Annotated in this window: 20 protein-coding genes and 1 pseudogene; 8 read left to right on the forward strand and 13 right to left on the reverse strand. The window is 59.0% G+C overall.

Annotated features, from left to right (window positions below; translation table 11 throughout):
* Positions 1 to 147 precede the first annotated feature (147 nt).
* The 6 genes and pseudogenes from tnpC to FSO04_RS39975 all read right to left on the reverse strand — a co-directional run.
* Positions 148 to 1,528 (reverse strand): annotated as a pseudogene (gene tnpC / locus FSO04_RS39950) (IS66 family transposase); the annotation flags it as partial.
* A 79-nt stretch (positions 1,529 to 1,607) separates the two neighbouring features.
* A complete protein-coding gene (gene tnpB / locus FSO04_RS39955; protein WP_060859133.1) occupies positions 1,608 to 1,961 on the reverse strand; it encodes an IS66 family insertion sequence element accessory protein TnpB in 354 nt (117 codons plus the stop codon).
* Complete coding sequence (gene tnpA / locus FSO04_RS39960; RefSeq protein WP_144159428.1) at positions 1,942 to 2,430, reverse strand: IS66-like element accessory protein TnpA; 489 nt, start codon at positions 2,428 to 2,430, stop codon at positions 1,942 to 1,944. Before tnpA ends, tnpB begins: the two co-directional genes overlap by 20 nt.
* Before the next feature lie 522 nt (positions 2,431 to 2,952).
* Positions 2,953 to 3,522: a DUF2628 domain-containing protein gene (locus FSO04_RS39965; protein WP_154566936.1), complete on the reverse strand. Its 570-nt coding sequence runs from the start codon at positions 3,520 to 3,522 to the stop codon at positions 2,953 to 2,955.
* Between the two features lie 143 nt (positions 3,523 to 3,665).
* Entirely contained in the window at positions 3,666 to 4,151 is a 486-nt protein-coding gene (locus tag FSO04_RS39970) for a hypothetical protein (protein ID WP_154566937.1), read from the reverse strand.
* A gap of 10 nt (positions 4,152 to 4,161) precedes the next feature.
* Entirely contained in the window at positions 4,162 to 4,581 is a 420-nt protein-coding gene (locus tag FSO04_RS39975; RefSeq protein ID WP_154566938.1) for a hypothetical protein, read from the reverse strand.
* 136 nt (positions 4,582 to 4,717) lie between these two features.
* Here FSO04_RS39975 and FSO04_RS39980 point away from each other — a divergent pair, with 136 nt between their 5' ends.
* The gene (locus tag FSO04_RS39980; protein ID WP_154566939.1) at positions 4,718 to 4,993 is read left to right on the forward strand and encodes a helix-turn-helix domain-containing protein; all 276 of its coding nucleotides are present in this window, start codon (positions 4,718 to 4,720) and stop codon (positions 4,991 to 4,993) included.
* Between the two features lie 6 nt (positions 4,994 to 4,999).
* Here FSO04_RS39980 and FSO04_RS39985 read toward each other — a convergent pair whose 3' ends face one another.
* The 3 genes from FSO04_RS39985 to FSO04_RS39995 all read right to left on the reverse strand — a co-directional run bounded on the left by FSO04_RS39985 (position 5,000) and on the right by FSO04_RS39995 (position 6,453).
* Positions 5,000 to 5,494, reverse strand: a complete 495-nt coding sequence (locus FSO04_RS39985; protein WP_168435994.1) for a hypothetical protein — start codon at positions 5,492 to 5,494, stop codon at positions 5,000 to 5,002.
* Positions 5,495 to 5,496: 2 nt separating this feature from the next.
* Positions 5,497 to 5,811 (reverse strand): hypothetical protein, encoded by a 315-nt coding sequence (locus FSO04_RS39990; protein ID WP_154566940.1) that lies wholly within the window; start codon positions 5,809 to 5,811, stop codon positions 5,497 to 5,499.
* Positions 5,812 to 5,937: 126 nt separating this feature from the next.
* On the reverse strand, positions 5,938 to 6,453 hold the full coding sequence (locus FSO04_RS39995; protein ID WP_154566941.1) for a hypothetical protein: 516 nt from the start codon (positions 6,451 to 6,453) through the stop codon (positions 5,938 to 5,940).
* On the opposite strand from FSO04_RS39995, the gene FSO04_RS40000 reads away from it, so the two are divergent.
* Both FSO04_RS40000 and FSO04_RS40005 read left to right on the forward strand, forming a co-directional pair.
* Positions 6,443 to 7,516 carry a hypothetical protein gene (locus FSO04_RS40000; protein ID WP_154566942.1) on the forward strand — a complete coding sequence of 358 codons (1,074 nt, stop codon included), beginning with the start codon at positions 6,443 to 6,445 and terminating at the stop codon, positions 7,514 to 7,516. The two genes, FSO04_RS39995 and FSO04_RS40000, sit on opposite strands and share 11 nt — an antisense overlap.
* A 101-nt stretch (positions 7,517 to 7,617) precedes the next feature.
* Complete coding sequence (locus tag FSO04_RS40005) at positions 7,618 to 10,263, forward strand: hypothetical protein (protein WP_154566943.1); 2,646 nt, start codon at positions 7,618 to 7,620, stop codon at positions 10,261 to 10,263.
* A gap of 405 nt (positions 10,264 to 10,668) precedes the next feature.
* Here the strand turns inward: FSO04_RS40005 and FSO04_RS40010 are convergent, their stop codons facing one another.
* Both FSO04_RS40010 and FSO04_RS40015 read right to left on the reverse strand, forming a co-directional pair.
* Positions 10,669 to 12,594 (reverse strand): YncE family protein, encoded by a 1,926-nt coding sequence (locus FSO04_RS40010; protein ID WP_166618353.1) that lies wholly within the window; start codon positions 12,592 to 12,594, stop codon positions 10,669 to 10,671.
* 721 nt (positions 12,595 to 13,315) lie between these two features.
* Positions 13,316 to 14,200 carry a LysR family transcriptional regulator gene (locus FSO04_RS40015; RefSeq protein WP_171927799.1) on the reverse strand — a complete coding sequence of 295 codons (885 nt, stop codon included), beginning with the start codon at positions 14,198 to 14,200 and terminating at the stop codon, positions 13,316 to 13,318.
* Between the two features lie 634 nt (positions 14,201 to 14,834).
* Here FSO04_RS40015 and FSO04_RS40020 point away from each other — a divergent pair.
* From FSO04_RS40020 to FSO04_RS40035, 4 genes are all read left to right on the forward strand, one after another.
* Entirely contained in the window at positions 14,835 to 16,532 is a 1,698-nt protein-coding gene (locus tag FSO04_RS40020; RefSeq protein WP_154566945.1) for a methyl-accepting chemotaxis protein, read from the forward strand.
* A gap of 732 nt (positions 16,533 to 17,264) precedes the next feature.
* On the forward strand, positions 17,265 to 17,534 hold the full coding sequence (locus FSO04_RS40025) for a hypothetical protein (RefSeq protein WP_154566946.1): 270 nt from the start codon (positions 17,265 to 17,267) through the stop codon (positions 17,532 to 17,534).
* Positions 17,535 to 17,851: 317 nt separating this feature from the next.
* Entirely contained in the window at positions 17,852 to 18,061 is a 210-nt protein-coding gene (locus FSO04_RS40030) for a hypothetical protein (RefSeq protein ID WP_154566951.1), read from the forward strand.
* Between the two features lie 51 nt (positions 18,062 to 18,112).
* The gene (locus tag FSO04_RS40035; RefSeq protein ID WP_233465180.1) at positions 18,113 to 18,322 is read left to right on the forward strand and encodes a hypothetical protein; all 210 of its coding nucleotides are present in this window, start codon (positions 18,113 to 18,115) and stop codon (positions 18,320 to 18,322) included.
* Between the two features lie 97 nt (positions 18,323 to 18,419).
* On the opposite strand, the gene FSO04_RS40040 is transcribed toward FSO04_RS40035, so the two are convergent.
* Entirely contained in the window at positions 18,420 to 18,923 is a 504-nt protein-coding gene (locus tag FSO04_RS40040; protein WP_154566947.1) for a hypothetical protein, read from the reverse strand.
* A gap of 250 nt (positions 18,924 to 19,173) precedes the next feature.
* The gene (locus tag FSO04_RS40045; protein ID WP_154566948.1) at positions 19,174 to 19,890 is read right to left on the reverse strand and encodes a DUF2968 domain-containing protein; all 717 of its coding nucleotides are present in this window, start codon (positions 19,888 to 19,890) and stop codon (positions 19,174 to 19,176) included.
* Between the two features lie 510 nt (positions 19,891 to 20,400).
* Here FSO04_RS40045 and FSO04_RS40050 point away from each other — a divergent pair.
* Positions 20,401 to 21,339, forward strand: coding sequence for a TonB-dependent receptor plug domain-containing protein (locus FSO04_RS40050; protein ID WP_414693513.1), 939 nt, complete (start codon positions 20,401 to 20,403; stop codon positions 21,337 to 21,339).
* The last annotated feature ends 124 nt before the right edge of the window (positions 21,340 to 21,463 follow it).

Consider the following 21,463-nt stretch of genomic DNA (forward strand, 5'->3'; position numbering starts at 1 on the left):
GCAGAGCACCTTTTATTATGTTCAGCAATCGCAGGATATCGCGTGCCGAACAACGCTTGTCGACGCGGAACGCGCTGCATGTAACCTCTCCGGACCTTGCATAATTCCGTAGCGCGGATAAGAGCGCTTAGAGAAGCATTTCGATAAGCGCTCGAGCACGTTGTTGTCGATGGGAGCATGGCCATCCTCGACGTAGCGCCGCAAGTACTCCCATTGATTGCGCGTGTAGCTGATGGCCTTGCCGGTCAGGCTTTCGGGCAGCACCTGTGCCGCCTGCTCATCGAGCCAGATTTTGAACGCCTCCAGCAGTGGCAGGCTGTGCGTCTGGCGTAGCCGGTATGTATAGTCGGCACGGATTTGGCCCTCGGGTAACTTACCGCGTGCGAGGGTCTCGACCTGATACAGCGCCTTGAAGTATTCGAGTGCCTTGCGCGCGCGACCGTCGGGTTTCTTGAGCACCTTGTACGCCTCGTCAAACGCCCGGCGCGCATGGGCCAGGCATCCGAGATGCGTGACACCTTCGAGCGTGCGCCACGCACTGTAGCCATCGGTCATTAGCGTGCCGGCATAGCCTTTCAGGAAGGCCTGCGGATACTGTTGCCCACGCCCTGGCTGGTATTCAAACAGCACCACCGGCTCGGCACATGCTTCGGCGCTGCGGTAGACCCACATGTACGACTTGCTCTGCGCAGTCTTGCCGTCCTCCTTGAGCACCTGCACCGTCGTCTCGTCGCCATGGATCAGCGACTGCGCGAGCAGCGTGCCGCGCAATGCCTCGTACAGCCGGGACAGGTGCAGTTCGGCAGGCCGGATGATCCAGTGCGCCAGCGTGCCACGACTGACCGCGATGTTCGAGCGGCCCAACGCATCTTCCATGCGGTAGAGCGGCGTGCCATCCGCGTACTTGGCGGTCATCACCGTGGCGATCATCGCCGGACTTGGCGGTCATCACCGTGGCGATCATCGCCGGACTTGCGTTGCTGCCCGGCAGCGGCTGCGCCGGCATGGGCGCGATCACGATGGGCGTGTGCTCCGCGTGGCGTTCGCAATGGCGGCACGCGTACTTGAAGCGCACGTGTTGCAGCACTGACGCCTTAACCTCGATATGCAGCTGTTCGCAGGTCTGCTCACCCATCCGGTGCATCGCACCCTGGCAGCACGGACAGACCTTCTGATCTTCAGGCAGGTCGTACTCGATACGCGTACGCGGCAGATCAGCCGGCAGCGGCTTGCGCCCCCGTTTCTGGTGGCCTGAGCCGTCTACGGCTGGCAGGCCCGTGTCGGGCAGCGCAAAGACGCCGTCCGGATCGTCTTCAACGGGTTCAGCCAGGGCCACCTGCTCGGCTTCGTCGAACACTCGGTCTTTGAGTTTCTCGCTGCTCGGGGCGAAGCGCTTGAGTTGCGCGAGACGAAACAACTCCTCGAGCTGCTCGACGCGTTGAGTGAGTTGCTGGTTGCGGGCCTCAAGTTCGCGGATATAGGCGAGAACTTCGGACGGCAGACCGGCAGTGGGATCGTGTGCTGACATGACGCTCACGATAGCGAAACCGCAAGGCGAATGGGTTTACCGAATTTGTAACGCCGGTCCCGAATGTTGCATCACGACATCAGCCAGCGTGCCGATACTGCCGCGCAGGATGACGACGCACCGCATCGATGTCGATGCCCTCAAGTAACCAATGAAGCTGCTCGGTCGAGAGCTCCATCACCACCTGCTGCCGGCGCGGCCAGACGAAGCGGTCCTCTTCCAGGCGCTTCATCAGCAGCCAGAAGCCGTTGCCACCCCAGCCGAGTATCTTGATGCGATCCCGTCGCCGGTTGCTGAACGCGTAGAGCGCCGGCGCAAACGGGTCCAGCCCCATGGACTGCTCGACCAGAGCGGCCAGGCCGTTGATCGACTTCCTGAAGTCGACTGCCTCGCGATGAACGTACACCTTGAGTTTAGCGTCGAGCCTGAACATCGCAGCGCCCCAGTGTCTCGATCATCGCCGATACCAGCGGCGCATCCTGTCCGGTACAGTCCAGCCGAAGCGTCACGCCGTTGGGCATTTCCACCGTCAACTGCGAGCGCACGGGCGGGGGCGATGAGCGCGTGGGCTCGGAAGCCTTTACGGCGTCCTTGTGCTCAACCACCTCACGACGGCTGATCTCGACGACCGGCACGAACGCCGACGGCACGGCAAGCGGCGGCGCATTCTCGACAACTTCCGACGTCGCTGCCACGCCGTTGCGTTGTTGATGCAGCTTGATCCACCGGCGCAGCAAGTTAGCGTTCACGCCGGCCCTGAGCGCCAACCCGGCCACCGACACGCCCGGCTGCAGGCAGGCCTCAATAAGCCTGCGTTTGGATTGCGAGTCGTAGCGCCGCTTGCCGTCGCGACCTACGAGCGTAACGGCGAGAAGCGCCGCATCTGAATCGATCTGAGTCATGGGCTGTGTCCACTGTTAATCAGTGGACACAGCTTGCCTTGCTCTCAATTCGGGCGCTATGTGCTGATAAATTCGCGCTTACTTTTTAGCGACTCTGACGTTTGCGCCGATCTTGCAAAACCCAAAAGTCGATAGTTCGTCTTCGGTCCAGTAGCCGGGATTGAATGGATTTTCCATGATTGATGTACTCTGACTTGAATTTATCGTTGTGCGTGCGTGCTAACGGTGAGGTCGTTCATTAGCTACGCAGCCGGGCTCGAATTGATCGGGTTCTCCCCTGCTGCTCGATAAGCGCAGAGCGAAACATGGGCCCCCGAAGTGTCACCAGGCTAACTCCCTCAATCGATAACCTTTCTCGGCGGTCCGCTGTCTCGCTTAACCCATCCCGCAATGACGCGTAACTGCACGTCGCGGCACGTCTATGGCAGGCGCACACAGAAGAGACCGCTTCATTGCTTCGGGCGCACTCCTCATTTCTACAGGCGACCGGCTTCGACCACGGCAGCACCCATTTCACCTACCTCACCACCATTCCCGCCGTTTCAGAACGGCCTTCCGGTAATAATCGACGTTCGCACACTGCCTGAACATGACCGCCGATACGATCCAGAGGAAGTGGTCTACGGGAAAATTCAGCGCATCGCCGGCCATGTCGAGAATGACGTCTATCACCAGGACGACGAGCGTCAGTGTGATTGCCTTTCTCCACATGCCGAGATACAGGTAGTAGAGCGGCCCGAACACAAAGGCCCACAGATTCGAGGTAATCAGCCTTTTCTCTTTCGCGGTCAGCTGTTTCGCTTCTGGCCAGCCCCACCACCGGGTGCGCTCGCCGCCCGCCTTTTCGATGGCGCTGAAGCGTTGCCGCCACTTCTCCGACAGGTCGCGTGAATCATCAGCCATCGCCGTTGTCGAGGAATTGAACCCTGACCGCGATACATCCGCTGCCATTGCCAGCGACGCCGTGGTCTGGACTGCGATCGCGTTGCCACATCCAGCGCAGAAAAGCGCGCCGTCTCCCAGCTGTGTACCGCACTGCTTACAGAACGCCATGATGCTGATCCCCTGATCGGTGTCGATGCGCCACCGCATAGCGACGCTTCGTGCAAATCGAATTGTCGGAAGGCTTGTCGTTGCGGACGGTCAAGCGTGGCGAGGTGCCGGACAAACGATGTAAGCTGCCTACGCCAAAAACGATGTTTGCAAACACAAACCGCTCGCCCGGCCGCGCCCGATCACTCTTTCTTGATCGCCAGAAACCTGCTGCTGGCCAAGGTCAGTTTTCGACCAGCCACCTTGTAGACGAGCTGGGTCAGGTGGCTCGGGAAGTTTGGCGAATCCTCCGGCCCCACCTCGATACTCTTGACGACGATCTGGTCGCCGCTGAATTCGAGCGATTCGAGAGAATTCGGAGGCTGGTTGGCCTGGCTGGCGTTGCCATCGGCGAAGAACACCCATAGCCAGACACGCGCTGCCTGCCCTCCCGCGCAGCCATTGGATTGGGCCAACACGATAGTCACCGGGCCGACGCCAACGAGATTCCCCAAATACGCCGTCGTGCCTACACCGTCGCCGGTATCGCCATTGCATTCCTTCGTGGCGGCCTGCACGACACGTTTTTCGTCATGGGCGATTTCGGCCTTGTTAGCCGCATGGCTGGGGGTTGCTGCGAATGCCAGCGCCGAGGCAACAACGGCAAGCGTGAGTTTCGTCAGATTCATTTTTCGCGCCTCACCCGAGTTGCATGGCGTCATTGGTGTATTTCTTGATGCGGTCAGCACGTGCGGCAAAGTACGCGCGGGTGTCATCATCGTTGGCCGTGATCCCGTAACGGCGCAAGACGTCATTCATGCGGTTCGCTGCCGCCGCGTCCATAAAACGCGGATCGCGCGGGAAGCCCTCCGCGCTCGCCATTTCGGAATCGACGAAGATTCCGCTGATATCAAGCGCGACACAGAACTCGACGCTTCGACCAAGTGCCTTCTGACCTTGGCGAAGATGCGCGTAGCACTGACTGACGGCCGAGTAGATGCCCGTTACCCCGCCCTGCTTGTACGTCTTGACTGCCTTTTGCGCGGCAGCCATCAAGGTGATGTCCTGGTCAGAAAGATTCTGCGCACCGGCGATGGATGCTGACGCGGCCAGAACCACCGCGAGAAAGATTCGATTCATTGAAAATCCCCGTAAAGCTGAATTAACACTTTGGGTTTGGTTATCGCGCGTACTTTACCCCAAACCAAACTTAAAGTGTGTGGTTTTAAGGTTGCGACGCCGGAACACTTCCGGCATGCCCAACCCAACTCAAAAGTGTGATGCGCAGGTCCTGTTCGCAGCCAACATGCGCCGTATCCGAAAAGCGAAAGAGCTGACACAGGAAAAGGTTGCCGAGGCCGCGAACCTGCACCCGAACTACGTCAGTTCCGCCGAGCGCGGAGAGCGCAACATCTCGATCTGCAACATCGACCGCATTGCCAGGGCGCTCGGCGTCACGATGGCGGAGCTTGTCGCCGCGCCAGTACGCCACGAGGCAGCGGCGGAGCCTTCCGGCGGCGCACCACAGTGAACGGCGCTAGCCGACCTTCGCCTTCATGGCACGAACCTCAACGGACCAGTGGATGGGCGGCAGGCAGGTTCGCACGTAGTCTTTCGGCTCGATCCAGTACGCCGGATCGATCACGTACTCAACCTTGATGCCTGGGTCGGAGTTGGCGCGGGCACGGTGGAACAGCGCGTGCCGGCCGAGGTTTGTGTGGTCGTCATAGTCCACGACGACGATCGCCAGATCGGGTATGTCGCTGACCGACGCGGGCTCTTCATACATGCCTATGTCGTATCCGTAGTGTGCGAGCAACCGGGCGACAAAGTCGCCGGTTATCCAGTAAGGGCCCTGTGCCGGATGCCGGAACCGCTCGATTGCGACGTTGCGCACAGCTTCGAGGGTCGTGCCGCAGATCATGGCGATTACCGCGAACGAGCAATCGAAGTCCCCGCTTTGCTGTACGCGTCGGAACGCTGACACGAAGCCAGCTCCGATCATGGTGACGGTGGTCGGGATGGCCAGCACGGTCAATACTCCGATGGGGAAAGCAGGGTTGTCACGCTGCGGTCGGCTTCGGTGATGACCCATATTCGCTGCCCCTTCACCTCAAAGCTCGACAGGATGCGCGAACCGTGCCGTACAGCCAGCCGGTTCGACTTTGCATCTTCGAGCGGCACGTCACCCCAGTCACCGCTAACGTGCCGCCTGAGAAACGGGTCGGCCGCAACGCCGTGGTGTTCGAGATGGGCAAGTACGCCCCGTGTTGCAACAATCTGCCCGAGCTGAAACAGAGGCTGCGGCGGCTGGTTCTGGCTGTGCGACGCTAAACAGTTGCAGGACATAAGCTGCTCCATAGGGGAAAAGACCCGCCACCGGGATACACCGGCTCCGTAAACGCGAAAAGCCAGAGCTGCGAGGCTCTGGCTTTCGATGCAACCGGGACGGGAAAACGATGGTTGCTGGCAGGATTACTTGCCGACGCCGGCCTTTGTGTTCATGGCATGGATGCCGATCGCCCAGTGGCCAGCGATATTCTTGAAGCTGGTGCGAACGCGGTCGGCTGGCTTGCACCACGGCGCCGGATCAAGCGCGTACTCGATCATGGTGCCAGAGGCGTGGCTTGCCTTTGCCCGATGGAAGAGGACGTGTCGCCCGAGTTCCATCTCGGGGTTGTAGTCAACCATAATCAACGCCACGTCCGGGATATCCGCCACGCGGGAAAGCTCCTTGTACACGGTCGCGACGAACCCCAGTTGGGCAAGCAGCGCTGCAATCTGCGTCTCGCCAAGGTAGTACGGCCCACGCGCGGGATGCTTTGTCTTGGCGATAGCGATGTCCCGCACTTCTTCGATTTTCTTGCCGGATAGCATCGCGGCACACGCAAAGACGTCATCGAAATCGTTGGTCTGCGCTACGAACGGGAACGCCGGAGTGAAGGTTGTCGGGGTGCTCTCGATCGTGGTTGGAATGGTGATGGCAGGCATGGAAACTCCGTCAGAACGCAAAAAAGAAGCGCGCAGCAACGCCTGCCTGGCGGCATCAGACATTTTAGGTTGGTCAGGGAGAGAAACTCGAAGCGAAATCCGGTCAAATTCCAGCGGATTTGCTCAGGCGTGCGCTGCGGCGCGAGCGGCGAGCCGAAAAACGGTTTTTGGCCGGTTTTTCACTCGTATCGCCATTTTATCAGGGTCAAATCATGCTCTCAACGACCAAATAACTTTGGCCAGGCGCGCGAAAAATCCGCGGTTTCGCTTCCGGCACCGAACCACTCGTCTGAACTCCTCGCATAGACCGCTTTTGTTTCATCTGCCTGCCTCTCCCAAAGGTAACCTTGGTGCACCTGGCACAAAAAGTCATTGCCGTTCATTAACTCCTGCTCTTAATCTTTCTTCCGTGCAACACGGAAAACTGACAAAGCGGGGAACTCACATGGGACGCGGTCCAATCGACGAGGCGGGGAATAGATACGGGAAGCTTACCGTTATCGAACGTGCAGGCGACGGCAAGGGACGTCGATCATGGCGTGTGCGATGCGATTGCGGCCATGAGCCAGAAAAACCAGTCCCCGGTTACTTATTGCGTGGCCGTCAGTGCCTTCACTGTGGCAATTGCCCAGCGCCCATAGATGCTGCGACGAAAAGAACAGCGGCTTCGGTGTGGCCGGGAACATTCATCAGTTACGTCTCCGTTCCGGTAGGTCGCCACGACGAACAAAAAGTCGGCGGTTTTGGAATGATCTTCTGGGATAAGCGTGCAGTCGCAATGTCGAAATGGGTCGAGCTCCCTCCGAAGCGCGGCCATGTCTCACCTATTCTGACTCACTCGCTGCTCGATTTTGCGCAGATGGGCCTCATCATGGCGGAGCCGGTCACCAGTGAACTCGAACGATGGCGAAAAGAAAATAGCCAACGCATCCATCGTTTGCCGCTTCATACCGAGCGCGATGCTGCTCTTGCTTTACGCATATATGACCGCACGCGCTCGCAGGTCGACGCGGATCCCTTCATGCAGATCATGCGCGCCATAAATCCGTCGCGTCCGATCTAGATCGGCAAAATGAAACGCCGTACTGAGGGCGACACCGCCAGGACTGCCCTCACAAACGATGTCGCCTATTAGAAAGTGCCCAACCGAAGCGATTAGGTATTATGGAACCCACACGCATTAATACACTCTCTGTCCTTCTTGAACAAAACGTCCAGCCGGATCCAGAAGCTGGCATGGAGAGCGCGGCGGATGCCTGCCTAGTTCAGCGACAGTTCGACGATGCCCTGTTAGGGTATTACCAGCTCGACGTATCTACCCCACGGATCGCGACCAAGACTGCGTACTGTGAATGGATGGTCGGTCACTATGCTGAAGCGCGAAATCGTCTCTTCGCCGTTGAGGAAGAGCTTGAGGCTGATGGCATAGGCCTTCTGTGCGAGTTGATCCGGCGAGATTCGGACTATAAACGTCGTGCTGCCGACATGGAAGCTATTTGGCCACTTCTGCAGGCAGTCATCGCGTCCGAATCCGTTCCGTTGATTGCGGCCACGGCGCGAGCGAGAACATGGTGGCCTCCGGATACCGAAGACCGCGAACAACGGCACCGGGACTTGGAGCGGGTCCTCTCGCTACACCCCGAGAGCCAGCATTTGCGTCTGTCCCTTCTTGCCGCGAAGGAACATGCAGGCGCGTCGGCCGCAGAGCGGTACGCCTTGCTACATGCGTGGCAATATCCCTCGCCAATGCCGCGATATCTATGGGAGTCCGCGATCATCGCGTCAGAGGCTGATGAGTTTGGCGAAGCGCTCGAAAACCTGAACCAACTGGAGGAGTATGAACGCCGTAGCGAGAGCCCTTCTCGAAACCTGCTATTAAATATCGCCCTTGCTCGATGCGACATCGAAGTTGCGAGTAATGCCCCTGACGCGATCTGTGGTCTCGATCGCCTACTCTCCGATGAGTCGCTAAACTCCGACGACAGGGCGCGGGTCGCTCGCGTTGCACTCGCGGCGGCATGCAGCGTCGCGCCGGAACGCATATCGACAGTGGCGGATAGCTACCTCACTGCTCTGGAGGCGAGGGAAGATGGACTTAGTCTTAGTCGCGCGGACCTCACTGACGAACCCTTTCCGATTGACGGCGCAGGTTGGGACACTTACGGTGAGTCCTGGTCTTGTGGAGACCTGACGGCCTGGCAGGCTGTCCTCATCGAAACGCCTCGCAAACGAGCACAACTGTTTTTCTGCGCCGCTTTCTGTGTTGCCGAGATTGACGCGCGATACGATGAGGCTGACGATTCCTTCTCGCCTTCTACGGAGTGGTGGGATTCGCTCGCGGACCTTCTGGGCGATATCTCAGGCCATAAGGAAGAATTCGGAGGGAGGCTGCTGTCCCTTGATGCAGCCATTCGTGCTAACCGTCACCGTCCGAACTGGGCGAGGATTGGCCAAGACTGGGTGGAATCGGAATGGTTCGCGAGCAAGAACGAGCACTACTATACTCACGGCTGGCTAACACTACAGGCAATTAGTCGCAGCAAGAGTTCAGCACGGATCTTTGCAACTGGCGTCATCAAGCGGTTGCGTGATAACTTGCCTGCAGGTCCCCTCGCTTACGATTTAGTTCTCGATCTGATCCAGACTCTTGTTGACCTGGAAGTTCACCACGAACTGTACCTTCTGATGCAAAGCGTGGCCGAGGGCGATGAGCGGCCTGACGTCCAGTTCTATCGTGGCCTTGCTGCGAGTTCGACGAGTCGTGACGCTGAAGCACGCGCCGCCTACGAACAAGTGCTCGAGAAGCAACCGAATCACCACTCCGCGATTTTTAACTCGCTCCTACTATGCAAGACACACAGCGACTCGCCCTTCTTGGACCAACTCGAAACGTTAGTGGCTAAATATCCCGAGGAGAAGCTGGAAGACAAGCAGGAGCTTTTTGCAGCATTGGCGAACGCGCGGCAACGATGCGAAGACAAGGAGGCCGTGAAGAGAGAGCTAATACGTATAGAACTCTCGAAATATCCCCGGCTTGTAGAAAAGCAAGTCGAGCCAAAAGACATCTCACTACGTGCGGCCGTCGCACTACTTGCTCTCTTTCGTTGCGCGAAGGCAGAGCCGGGCGATGAAACGCTGCCGCCCTTCGAAGGATGCGACACTCCATTTTCTTCCGCTATCGGCGGCCGGCGCATACTGTTCGATTTGATACAAACTGGGCTGATCGCGGTCGATCCGCACACCAAACTCGATGCGTTCAGCGTCAAGGACGGCAAGGTCAGTGGCTGGTTTCTGGGAAGCATCAGGTGGTGTATTTCACCAGCAGTTAGATCATTGGTTGAGCGACTACGAGACTCCAATGGAGAAATCCCGGATTCGTGGCGCCGCGAAGTCGAATCATTTGCTCTCGAAATCGCACGCGGCGAAATTGTGGAATACCTCAACCATCTTGCGGACGAACGCGGATGGCCAGAGCCTGGGAACACGGAGGAAGTCTCCGACCTAACGCGCGCCTTGGTAAATGAAGTACCAGTAGCGCAAGCGTTCTATCTCGCCTATCTCGGTGCGATGTCGGCTAGTGATTACAAGCAAAAGTACCCGGTCAGTCGCCAGCAAGCAGCCGATATGCTGGTCAAGCGCACTGGGCAACGTCTGGAATCGCTGCGCGAAGGACGGTTAGCTCCAAAGGCCTATGATCGCCCGTGGAAATTGCCGCGTTCAGCGGTAAGCCTTGCGTTGTGGGGAACAATTCTTGACATGGGGGATCACGGGTTCCGTCAGCGAATCGCTGATGCGGTGGCAAGCCTATGATTCATGCAAGACTCGCAACATAACGACTGCCTGCAATGGTGCATCCATCACCGTCTACCAGCGCCTCGCTACAGATACCATCAAGTGACGGTATTTCTGACGGTATACAGGCGACGTATCACAGCCTTGCCTATAGAGGACAAGCGTTTCCGGCCAGACTCAACATAATTGCGCGGTATGTGGAGCGGATGCTCAGCACGTCTCAGGACGGCCATAACCCATTGAAGTAACTCGATTTTTCGCAAAACAACTGTCTACCGTCGTCTCGTCAAATCCAGCCAGATCTACAGCATTGTGACGGTACATCGGTCAACGATCCATTGGCGGCGTGTGGTTGTCTGCGCGCTGCGATTTGCCAGATTGCTGGTCTGAGGCCGGTGGAGTAGGCGCGACGGGCACGGGTGATCACGGAGTCCAACGATAAACAACGATGCTGGTGCCGTTGTAGTTGTCCTTCGTGACCACGTACTCCCCGCTCGATCGAAGGTACGATCTAAGACCGTACATCGAATCCATGTCATTGCCGACGTACACATTGCTGGGGTTGCTGTTGATGAACGTATTGTCCAAACTGCCCGTCGTCAGGTTGAAGGCATCGATGTTGGGCACGGTGTGGACGTAGCCAACGAACAGGTAGTTGCCAGCAGCAGTGACGGACTTCGGATTCGCGCTGGTGAGCGTGATAACCGGGTTCGGGTTGGTTGTGTTGCCGGCGAGCCACCCGTGGTAGACCTCTACGCGGGTTCCGATGCCGGTCCAGTCAGTGCTGCCCGTGATCCGCTGCCCGAGAATCATCGTGTCGCTTTCGGGCAGGTAGATGATGCGGCTCAGGTCACCGATCGATGCAGGAACCGGCACGGTTACGGGCGCTCCCCATGACGGCTTGCCGTTCGCATCGAACCCGGCCAGCGGCCAGTGCCAGATCCGGTTCGTCTTGTCGAGCCCGGCCCACACGTCGCCCCTGCTGTCGAGGCAGAAGCCGTTGCGAACTAGCGCAGTGGCATTGAATAGCGTGCCCGGCAATACCCCATCCGGGACGGCAGTGTAGCCCTGGGCAGGGTCAAAGTGAAAGAAGTAGAAGCCGTCGGGGTTCTGGTCAGTGGCGACCAGCACCCTGTTCGTTCCTGCGCTCGCAATCATGCCGAAGTGCAGGCCGCGACCCCGGTAAGTCACGTCGAGGCGGCGGTCGGACGGATACGTGAACGGGTCAACGGTGTTGGCGACAAACTTCCAGTCCGCACTACCTGTGCCTGAATAGATGTTCACGCCGGAATAGAACAGGGTTGCGTCAGTCGCCGGATCGGGGGCGGCTATCGCCTCGAAATTCAGTGCACGCAGGTTGTAGAGGAGCTTGCCTGTCGGGCTGTATGCGTAGAGGTCTGTGCCTCCTGTGCGGCCATGGTCCCATGAGCCTCCCCACGGCTGGGAAAGGATGTAGAGGTTGCCGGCCGAGTCTTTGCCGATGCCGTCGATGCGCGCGAAGCGCAGGCTCCCCACCTGCCCTTTTGTACCAGTCGTTGTATCCAGATAGCCACCCGTCACCCCGAACGTGCTTTTCAGTGTCCACGTGCGCGTGTCGTAGATCTTCGCATTCTGGTCCGGTCCTGCGTCGCCGATCCAAAGATACTGCGTGGTTGGGTCGAAGTAGAGCGCATGCGGGACTTCGCCGGTGGGCAGGGTGAGCGTATGCAGGATCGTGCCGGTCTGGCTGACCTGAAGGACGGTGCCCTCTGCCTCCTGGGCGACGAGGATGTTGCCATTGCCGTCGAACGCTAGTGCACCGGGGTCAGTCACGGCAATGTCACGCAGCCAGGTGCCATTGATGTCGTAAAGTCGCATGCGCGCGCACGGGTTGTCGCTCGCCATCCAGAAGTGGGACCAGGTGGCGATACCGGTGATCACATCGGCGCGCCGCTCGGTGGTGTCGCACGAGACCTGGATGCTCTGGTCAAACGCTCCCGTCACCCGGTCGTATCTGATCACGAGGCCGCTCGAGTAGACCCCGTTCACGCGTCCCCACTGGCGCGGTGCCCAGAGCTTGGTGGCATTGCCGGTGATGGCACTGCCTTGTGGTTCACCATGCGCGCCAAGGCTGCCGGCGTTCAAACCACTCTTGTAGATCGCAATGCCGCCCTCGTTCTCGTCCCACATGGAAGCGGTGTAAATGGTGCCTTCTGGCGCAACCCACATCGAACGCGCGGCGTTACCTACGTGAGTGGCGTTAGTCCCAAACGTATTCGCTATCCAGTCAGTCGTGTACTGGCCCTGACATTCTGACGCGATCGTAGCGCTCAGCATTGCCGCAAGGAATGCGGCACAGATTCGTTTCATGACGTACCCCCAATTTGCAACACGTGCAACGGCCGCCATCAGGAAACCGGATGGCTGCAATGAGGTGGCTGGCAAGTAAGGATGCGGTCCGGCGCAATCAAATCGGCGGGCCGTACAGGCCGGCACGTTCCGCGCCGGTTTTGTCAGTCGAGGGACGTGCTTCTGAAAAATAGTGCTCTGGGCGCGAAGCCCGAAGACCAAACCGAGCAGAAGTGTGCGATTGCGTACGTTGGCATTTTCATGGCACCGTCACATTGGCCGGCTGCCGCACCTGGCCATGCGGGTCAACGAACGACCGATCCATCTTTGGAGGCCGCCGTTGAGATCGGCTGGACTCACGGGCCGAAGTGGGTCGACGGCGGGCGGAGTGATAGTGGGTGCAGGCATAGCTCGGATGTAAAGTTGCTTTGGCGCACGAGTTTATCGGTGCGTTGCTTCATTGGTCGGCTCGATCTTCCGCTCGACCTTGACCTGCCTGTCGGCACAAGTTATCGGCAGGCAGCTCTGGCGCCAATATCACACATCCACCCCATGCGCTGCGACTGCTGCAATCACGTTTTGTGAGTTCGCAAGCCGGGGACAACTGTCGACACCTTATGGTTTAAGCAAAGGGGAAATTGCTGCGCCCATGGGTAGGTAGGTACCCCGCAGAGTTTGAATTCTCTATCTCCTGAACACTTACCTAAACAACCCATCGCCTTTGCGACGATGGTTGCTGCTATCAGAAGATCTGCGGCTCCCGATAGCGAGCAACAACGAAGTCGACAAAACTTCGCACGCGCTGCGTTATGTAACGACGCCCCGAATAGAGCATCCACATAGTGCGCTCGTCGCCTTCGAGATCGAAACAGTCAAGCAGCAGCTTGAGCGCGCCCGCACGCAGTTGCGACTCGATCAGCGGCCGCGGCAGGCGCGCAACGCCGAGACCCGCCAATGCTGCCCGTTTTACCGCCATCAGATTGGGCGAAGTGAAGATCGGATGCACGGCGACTCGACGGGGACCGTGAGCATCGCGGAATTCCCAGTGGCGAGTCGCTACGTTCGACGCGAGCAGAACGTTATGGTCGGGAAGGTTCTGCGGGACCTCTGGCGGACCGCGCCGCGCAAGGTACGTTGGCGACGCAACGATCACGTCGCGACACTGCGTGAGCGGGCGGCAGATCAGCGACGAATCTCGCAGCCGGCGTTCGGCACTGAACCACACGTCATGATCGTTGCCGTCAAGATCCTGCGTGCTTGCGAAGACCGTCATTTCGAATCTCACGCCCGGTTCTGCAGCGTGATATGCGGTCAGTAAATCGCTGAGGTAGGTGGCAGCAAAGAACTCCGAAGCCGCTATCTTCAGCGAGCCGACCGACTCCTGCGTCGCGGACGAGACGCTCGCATCCAACATGTTGAGTTGCGTTATCAGTTCCGTGCATCCTTGCAAGTAGGCTTGACCCGCCTCGGTAAGCGATATACGCCGCTTCGTCCGGTTGAGCAGGCGTGTGTTGAGGTGCGCCTCTAGCGTCGCAATGCCTCGTGTGACAACGGCACTGGATACGCCGAGTTGCTTCGCCGCAGCCGCAAAGCTCAGCGATTCGGCGACTTTTGCAAACATACGCATGGCGTCAAGCTGGTTCACGGCGACTACGCATAAGATAGGGGCTCACTTCACTAACTTACCTCCGACAAGCTGACGCAAAGCGAACCGTGCGATTACAGTTTTGATAACTCCGATGTAAAACTGACCCACTCTTCCTCCTGGCGTGAAGGAAAAGTGATTCAGCACACGCGCGCGAAGCAGTTGAAAGCCGGCACGTCCAGAAATCTGGCGCTTCAGAACTTTTCCGGCGATTGACGTGGCCTTCGACCATCCCATTGACGTAGGGCGTCTGCAGTGCAGCGCGAATGGCATCGTAGTCGTGGCCGATCCCTTCCGCGGATCTTCGCATCACGGGTACACCGCTCGCCAGCCTCTTTTTTGTCAATCCTTGATTGCGCCTTTTCGAATAAAGTCCGCTCGGCTTGAACCGATAAACATGCACCTAGATTCGTTTTCGGCTCAATGCCGGCATCCTGAGCCGACGTATGCATGAAGTTTACCTCGCATGCATAGCCGCCTTGGCGGCACAAGATCTCAGTTTCACGTCAAAGAATAAATGGCTAGTACTGGCTGCTTGCCGCAGCAGCGTCCAAGCCTCTATACGGGCGGCAATTTTGCCTGCTCGTGACATGTTCAACGCAAGGGTTGCATAGATATGAAACTGTCTTTTGTCCAGAAGCTTTGGCTGCCACTCATCCTGAGTTTGCTGTGTCTCGCTGGAATATCGATCTATAACGCTTACCAGACGAGAGAAATGCGGCTGGAGGAGCGGAAGGCCGACCTGATACACGCGTCGGAGATCGCCCTGAGTGTTGTCACGACCTCTGGCAAAGACGCGGCCGCTGGCGCCATGCCCGTGGCGGAAGCCCAGAAGCGGGCCATGGACCGCATCCGGAACATGCGGTACGGCGAGGACGGCTATTTCATGATCGTCAATTCGCAGCCGAGGGTCCTGATGCACCCGACGCGAGCGGAGATGAATGACAAGGACGTCGGCGACTACAAGGATCCGAACGGCGTTCACCAATACAGAGATATGGTCGCTGTCATCAAGCGCGACGGCAAGGGCTTTACCGCATATAGCGCTCCGAAGCCGGGAGCCACCGAGGCCTCTCCGAAAATTGCCTACAACGTGACCTACCAGCCGTGGGACTGGATTCTCACGACGGGTCTATATGTCGACGACATCGATGCGGCATTCCGCTCGTCGATGTATCAGAGCCTCGGGATTCTGGTGGTCCTTGCCGGGGCCTTGTCGGCTGTGGTGGTACTGCTCAACCGCGGCATCCTACGCTCACTGGGGGGCGAGCCGTCCTACGCCGCCGAAATTGCCGACCAGATCGCCAGGAGCGATCTGACTGCCGTGGTGAAGACGGCACCGGATGACCGCTCGAGCCTGCTGTTTTCGATGAAGCGCATGCAGGAGCAACTTACGCAAACGATCGGCACGATCAAGATTTCGGCCGACTCGATTGCCACCGCTACTCACCAGATTGCGGCGGGCAACCAGGACCTGTCGCAACGCACCGAAGAGCAGGCCGCCTCGCTCGAGGAAACGGCGTCCAGCATGGAGCAACTGACCTCGACCGTCACCCAGAATGCCGACAATGCCGGTCAGGCCAACCAGCTTGCTGCGCAGGCCGCCCAGGTGGCGGAACAGGGCGGCGCCGTGGTGTCGCGGGTGGTGGAAACCATGGAGGGCATCAACACCAGCTCGGACAAGATTGCCGACATTGTCGGCATCATCGAGGGTATCGCCTTCCAGACCAATATCCTTGCGCTGAATGCTGCTGTCGAAGCAGCGCGGGCGGGTGAGCAGGGACGGGGCTTTGCGGTGGTGGCCTCCGAAGTGCGGTCGCTGGCGCAGCGCTCCTCGGCGGCAGCCAAGGAAATCAAGGAGCTGATCCACGATTCCGTCGAACGGGTGCGGACAGGCGCCAGCCATGTACAGGAAGCCGGAACGAAGATGCACGAGATCACCCGCGAGATCAGGCGCGTGACCGACATCATGGGTGAAATCACCGCTGCATCACAGGAACAGAGCAAGGGCATTGGCCAGGTCAACCAGGCCGTCACGCAGATGGACGAAGTCACACAGCAGAACGCGGCCCTAGTCGAACAGGCGGCCGCCGCCGCCGGTGCGCTCGAGTCGCAGGCGAGCGATCTGAAAGCCGCTGTTTCGATGTTCAGGCTGGACGTTTCGCACGACCCCGGCAGGGGGGCTGGCGCGCAGATGCACACGGCGGCTCCGGCGCGCGCCAGAGCGCCGGCCAAGCCAGCCGTGAAGCGGTCCGCTCCGCAGCCCGTTCTGGTGGCGCAAACCGCCAAGGCTGACGAATGGAACAGTTTTTAGGCAGCCCCTATCACGGCTGACTGGCCGGCAAAGCAAACTGCATCCTTCGGTGCCGGCACCGAAGGATCGCACGCCCCTTTGTCCAACGTTGAAGCCAGAGACGACTCCAGTCATTAGCGCAAGGAACACCATGTTGCGACGGATACCCGAAGATGCGCCCTTCGCAGTGCACGCAACATGCTCGCTCGGCGAACTGGTCGATGTACCGGCTCGCAACCCACAGTGGCCGTGCTCGCTATCAACGAATTCTCCAATGGAAAGACCCTTCCGAGTCCGTAGATTCGCACGAGCGCTCGCCCACACGCTGGCGAAAAAAAGCCGACAGGTCGTGTCGGCTGAAGGATTCTGGCTGTTCCGAAGGCCATGCCAGAACCTGTGCAGCGCAGATTATTGCACTGTCTGGCTCCCATGCGGATGGCATGCTGACACAGGGTTTACCCCGGTCAAAATATAAGAATGGATGCCGTAATACACGTTGACTTCATTCAAACCCTTGCGGCGGGTCGAACATGGAACGGCAAACGTTTGCCCAAAAACTGTGGCTGCCATTGCTCCCAAACCTCGTCTGTTTGACCGCCATCAGGGGATTCGACGTATGGCTGTTGCACCAGGCGCATCGAACGAACAGAGCGTCGATACCCGGGCGCGATCACGCGTTTCAAAGCGGCCAAGACACACACTTCAAGATGCTTCGGGCTGACACCCTTATCTGCCCGCTGAGGAAAGTTCAACATGTTCGACGCCGAAATTGCCGCGACGCTCCTGAACCGATGGGACCGTAAACGCGCAAACCCAGGAGATCAGTCATCGCTGGACCTCTTGCAGGAAGGCAAGCTGCATTTCAGGCATGAAAGCGGCGATGTCCACGCACATGGTACTGACGCAGACCGGCGTCTTCGCGTTGAATGCCTGACGTTCACCGACGGCTCCCGCGCCTTGCGCGTCACCGGCGCAGATGGACAAAGCGGCTGGACGCGTTGGACTGCTGCTGAGCCGTTGTGAAAGCGCGAAATGAGCACACGTACTCACCACCCGGTATCGATGGAGAAAGCCGATGTCGACATGGCCTAATCGCACTCTGGGTTGGCTCTTCGTCCTCACCTACGTCCTGATGGTGATATGGCTGAATTACCTGTAGCGGATGTTGTGTCACATGTAGCGTGTGTCGCGTCCCGGCGGATGCCTGAGCGCCGTCGACGGTCGATCAGGATGATGGAAACAGCCACTGATCTCTTACGAATGAGGTGTCTGCTGCGACCCACGACAGCCCGTGTGACATTCCGGATTTCAGAAGATTGCGGAAGGAGATAAACGTGAACATGGTGAAGACCGAGATTGGACAACTGGAGAAGGCACTGAATGCCCTGGTTTGTCGCCCACGACTTATCCGTCGCGACTACTGGATATCGCAGATCGAGTGCCTGCTGGCACGCCCAGGACTGTCGGTGCAGGACCGGCAACGACTCCGCGCGCTGCTCAACCTGCTCGGCACGCCCGTCGCGGGCTGTAGTGTCTCACTACAGCAGTGACCGGCGTCGTCATGTACGGCGAACGCGTCTATTGAGCTTTCGGAAATCATCATGTTTAACGAGTCGAAATACGTATCGCTAATGTACGAACAGGGCCTGGACCAGTGGACGCGTGCCTGGTACGGCGAAGCCATTGAAGCGGGATTTATCCGCCCGCACTATCATCCCGACCCCGCGACCATGCGGCGTCTTCGCGGCTATTTCGGCGCGGGCCTGTCGCCCTTCGAAGCCGCCCAGGCGTGCTTTGGCCGCAAGCACTAACGTAAGCCGACTATTGCCCCCCATCCGGTAGCCACATCTGCACGAAAGGCAGAAAGCGACCTGAACAGTCCAGCGAATTTCTCATCCACAACACTTGTCACGCCCGCATGAGCGCCACCTCGAACGGCATCTCACAAACACCACTACCCAGTCCAGACTTACACCGGCTGGCTAACATCTCACATCCCGCCCGTTCCTCAAGAGGTTGCACGGCTTCGTCGACAACGGATTTCGCGGCCACACCTCTGGCGGACCTGTCGAGGACATGCCGATGACGCGCACGCAGCCGGGCTGCAGCGAAGGCTGCGTTGTGTTGCCACCAGAAGTCATCACGGCGCTCAAAAACCTCTACATTGTTTCGAGCGCGCTCGCGCAGCGCGGCACTCACGCTCAGGAAATCCGGGATTCCCAATGGCGGGCAATGTTTCAACGGGCTCACGAGGCGAAGACGGCGCTCGACCAGCACGGGGGGAGAACTGAAACGCATGCGATTGTGCTGCTTCGACAGATGACAAAGGCATGCCAGGGTCTCGTTGATCGGCACGCGGCCCGACAGGAGATTCCCTTCGCCGTGTGGCGCGAAGTGGGCAGGCTTGGGCACGATGCTTACGAGTGGGTCAACCTGAACGTACCCCGCCGCCGAGGCACCGACGCATGAATCCCGCACCGTTCAGGTCAGCGTACCGTGCCGGACTTAAAGCGGACCGGGTCACGTGAGGTGCAGAAGATCAGCATCGCGATGACGATGACCTCGGCCATCGTTCTGAAATGACGAGTGTCGATCGGTGAACGAATACGACCCTGCGCGGCAAACCGGACGGGGTCGTGTTCCTGCAGGGGTCGGCGCTCACTCAGTGCGAATTCGGCAAGCCGCTGTCCAACTGGCGCTGCAGTTCTCGCACTTCGCGCTGCTGGGCGCGTAGCTGGTCTTGTGCGGCCGCTTTCTGCTGCGCGAGCACGGTCGCCTCGGCGCGCGTCTGCTGCTGCTGACTGTTGACGATGCTCTGCTGCTGATGCGCCACATCGAGGTCGGCCTGCAGGCGGTTCGCCCGGTCTTGCGACAGCGCGATCATCCGCTCGGTGAACACCTTTTGCGCCTCGAGCCGCGTGCGGCGAATCTCGACATCCGATAGCTGCAACGTCTGGCGCACAAAATCCTTGTAGATCATGTCAGCACGCGTTGCGTCCTGCGTCTTGATGACACGCCAGAAATTCTTCTGCTGGAACAGCGCGACGTAGTACGTCATCTCCTTGCCGTAAAACAGCAGGCTCGCGCCATAGCCGCCGTTGTAGGTCGTGCGCAACTCGCTCAGGTCCGAACCACGGATCATCTGTTGCAGCTCGGCGACGTTGCCGGCGGCGGATTGCTTCGCCTCGTCGGCTGTCAACACACCGGCCTGCCCCTGCTGTTCCTGCGTCGTGGCCGGCAGTGCCGTCGCCGTGCCTGGTTGGGCAATGACGGCAGCGCGCGCGCCACTGTCCGGCAAAGTCTGCGCATCCACACCCTGCGCGGCCCCCACCGCGACGAGTGCGGTCATGGCGAGCTTCTGGGCAAAAGACAGTTTCATATGTTTGCCAACCTCTCATATCGATAGCAACGAGCAGGCAAAATCGCCAACCCCATCTGGTAAAGCGAACACCTGGTTACCTGTTAACGGCGATTGCTCGGGAACGTTGAGGTGACAAACGGGAGATTGACGGGAAAAACAGAAGTGTGTCGGGTTCGACTGGCGAGCGTTCGGGGAGCGTCAATCTCCCACAGTACTTCGCTATCACAACCCAGTTCGCGCCCGCCGTCGACGTCCTGGATGAACGCCTCCTCAAGAATGCGGCCCTCGGGCCGATAAGAACAAGGGAAGAGTCTCCTTTCGCAAGAGTGTTGAGTAAAAAGTTCCAATATGTATTGTTTGCGTGACCGTTCGTGCGTTGTCCTGCGTGTTCTGCACCTTGCGATGCTAGCCAGTGCCTGTGTGGCAGGATGGCCAGCCGACGCACGGCCTGCAACCGAACCCGTTCAGGATGGCAACCCTACGCAGCGTGCAGATGCGGATTTAGCAGCACTCCCGCTCGAAGACCTGATGCAGGTAACGGTCAGCACGGCCAGCCGGCTCGATCAGCCCATCTCCGATGCGCCTGCTGCTGTCGTCGTCTTGACGGCAAAGGACATCCGGGATTTTGGCTGGAGAACGCTCGCCGATGCCTTGGCCTCGCTGCCAGGGCTCTATGTCAGCTATGACCGCGACTACGCCTATCTCGGGGCACGCGGCTTCCAGCGCCCAGGCGACTACAACAGCCGGTTCCTGCTTCTGGTTGACGGCGTGCGGATAAACGACGCCGTGTACGACCAGGCCCCGATCGGTACGGATTTCCCGGTCGACATGGACATGGTCGAGCGTATTGAATACGTGCCAGGCCCGGGGTCAGCGGTATATGGTTCAAACGCGCTGTTTGGCATCGTCAACGTGATTACCAAAACTGGGAAGACCCTTCAGGGGCCTCAGGTGGCGGTTGCCGCAGGCAGCTTCGGCGAGAAACGGGCGCGGGCAAGCTATGGCTGGCATGGCAGTAACGACGCAGACGTTGTGCTTTCGGCGAGCTCCTACGTCCGGAGCGGACAGGACCTCTACTACCCGGAATTCGACACAGCAGATCAGAATCATGGTGTCGCGCAAGGTTTGGACTACGACCGGGCCCAGGACTTCCTTGCAAAGTTTGCGTACGGGGATTTCGGGTTGAGCATGGCCTACGGGAACCGGACGAAGGGCGTGCCGAACGCCCCGTACGGAGCGATTTTCGACACGCCTTATAGCACCACCGATACCCACAGCTTTATCAACGGCTCGTTCCACCACGCTGTGAACGATGGGTTACAGGTTGCGGCCGAAGTCTATTGGGGGCGTTACGACTACCGTAGCCCGAGCCTTTACGCACCCGGGCCGGTGGAGAACGTCGACGGTGATCACGCGATTTGGTACGGTGGCGACGTGCACGCGACCCTTACATCGATTCCGAAGTGAAGTTGACCCAGAAAAACGGACATCTATCCTTTGGAGAAGGAGGTGCCGATTATGGGCAAGCATCGTACCCCGTACCCGGCGGAATTCCGGGCGCAAATGGTCGAGCTGGTGAAGGCTGGACGCA

The organism is Paraburkholderia madseniana, assembly GCF_009690905.1.
Classification (GTDB): domain Bacteria; phylum Pseudomonadota; class Gammaproteobacteria; order Burkholderiales; family Burkholderiaceae; genus Paraburkholderia; species Paraburkholderia madseniana.

Bases quoted from the DNA above. Each gene is read 5' to 3' on its own strand.
- tnpB (WP_060859133.1), bottom strand. From the start codon at position 1,961: ATGTTCAGGCTCGACGCTAAACTCAAGGTGTACGTTCATCGCGAGGCA.
- tnpA (WP_144159428.1), bottom strand. From the start codon at position 2,430: ATGACTCAGATCGATTCAGATGCGGCGCTTCTCGCCGTTACGCTCGTA.
- FSO04_RS39965 (WP_154566936.1), bottom strand. From the start codon at position 3,522: ATGCGGTGGCGCATCGACACCGATCAGGGGATCAGCATCATGGCGTTC.
- FSO04_RS39970 (WP_154566937.1), bottom strand. From the start codon at position 4,151: ATGAATCTGACGAAACTCACGCTTGCCGTTGTTGCCTCGGCGCTGGCA.
- FSO04_RS39980 (WP_154566939.1), top strand. From the start codon at position 4,718: ATGCCCAACCCAACTCAAAAGTGTGATGCGCAGGTCCTGTTCGCAGCC.
- FSO04_RS39990 (WP_154566940.1), bottom strand. From the start codon at position 5,811: ATGTCCTGCAACTGTTTAGCGTCGCACAGCCAGAACCAGCCGCCGCAG.
- FSO04_RS40000 (WP_154566942.1), top strand. From the start codon at position 6,443: ATGGCAGGCATGGAAACTCCGTCAGAACGCAAAAAAGAAGCGCGCAGC.
- FSO04_RS39995 (WP_154566941.1), bottom strand. From the start codon at position 6,453: ATGCCTGCCATCACCATTCCAACCACGATCGAGAGCACCCCGACAACC.
- FSO04_RS40005 (WP_154566943.1), top strand. From the start codon at position 7,618: ATGGAACCCACACGCATTAATACACTCTCTGTCCTTCTTGAACAAAAC.
- FSO04_RS40010 (WP_166618353.1), bottom strand. From the start codon at position 12,594: ATGAAACGAATCTGTGCCGCATTCCTTGCGGCAATGCTGAGCGCTACG.
- FSO04_RS40015 (WP_171927799.1), bottom strand. From the start codon at position 14,200: ATGCGTATGTTTGCAAAAGTCGCCGAATCGCTGAGCTTTGCGGCTGCG.
- FSO04_RS40020 (WP_154566945.1), top strand. From the start codon at position 14,835: ATGAAACTGTCTTTTGTCCAGAAGCTTTGGCTGCCACTCATCCTGAGT.
- FSO04_RS40025 (WP_154566946.1), top strand. From the start codon at position 17,265: ATGTTCGACGCCGAAATTGCCGCGACGCTCCTGAACCGATGGGACCGT.
- FSO04_RS40030 (WP_154566951.1), top strand. From the start codon at position 17,852: ATGGTGAAGACCGAGATTGGACAACTGGAGAAGGCACTGAATGCCCTG.
- FSO04_RS40035 (WP_233465180.1), top strand. From the start codon at position 18,113: ATGTTTAACGAGTCGAAATACGTATCGCTAATGTACGAACAGGGCCTG.
- FSO04_RS40045 (WP_154566948.1), bottom strand. From the start codon at position 19,890: ATGAAACTGTCTTTTGCCCAGAAGCTCGCCATGACCGCACTCGTCGCG.
- FSO04_RS40050 (WP_414693513.1), top strand. From the start codon at position 20,401: ATGCAGGTAACGGTCAGCACGGCCAGCCGGCTCGATCAGCCCATCTCC.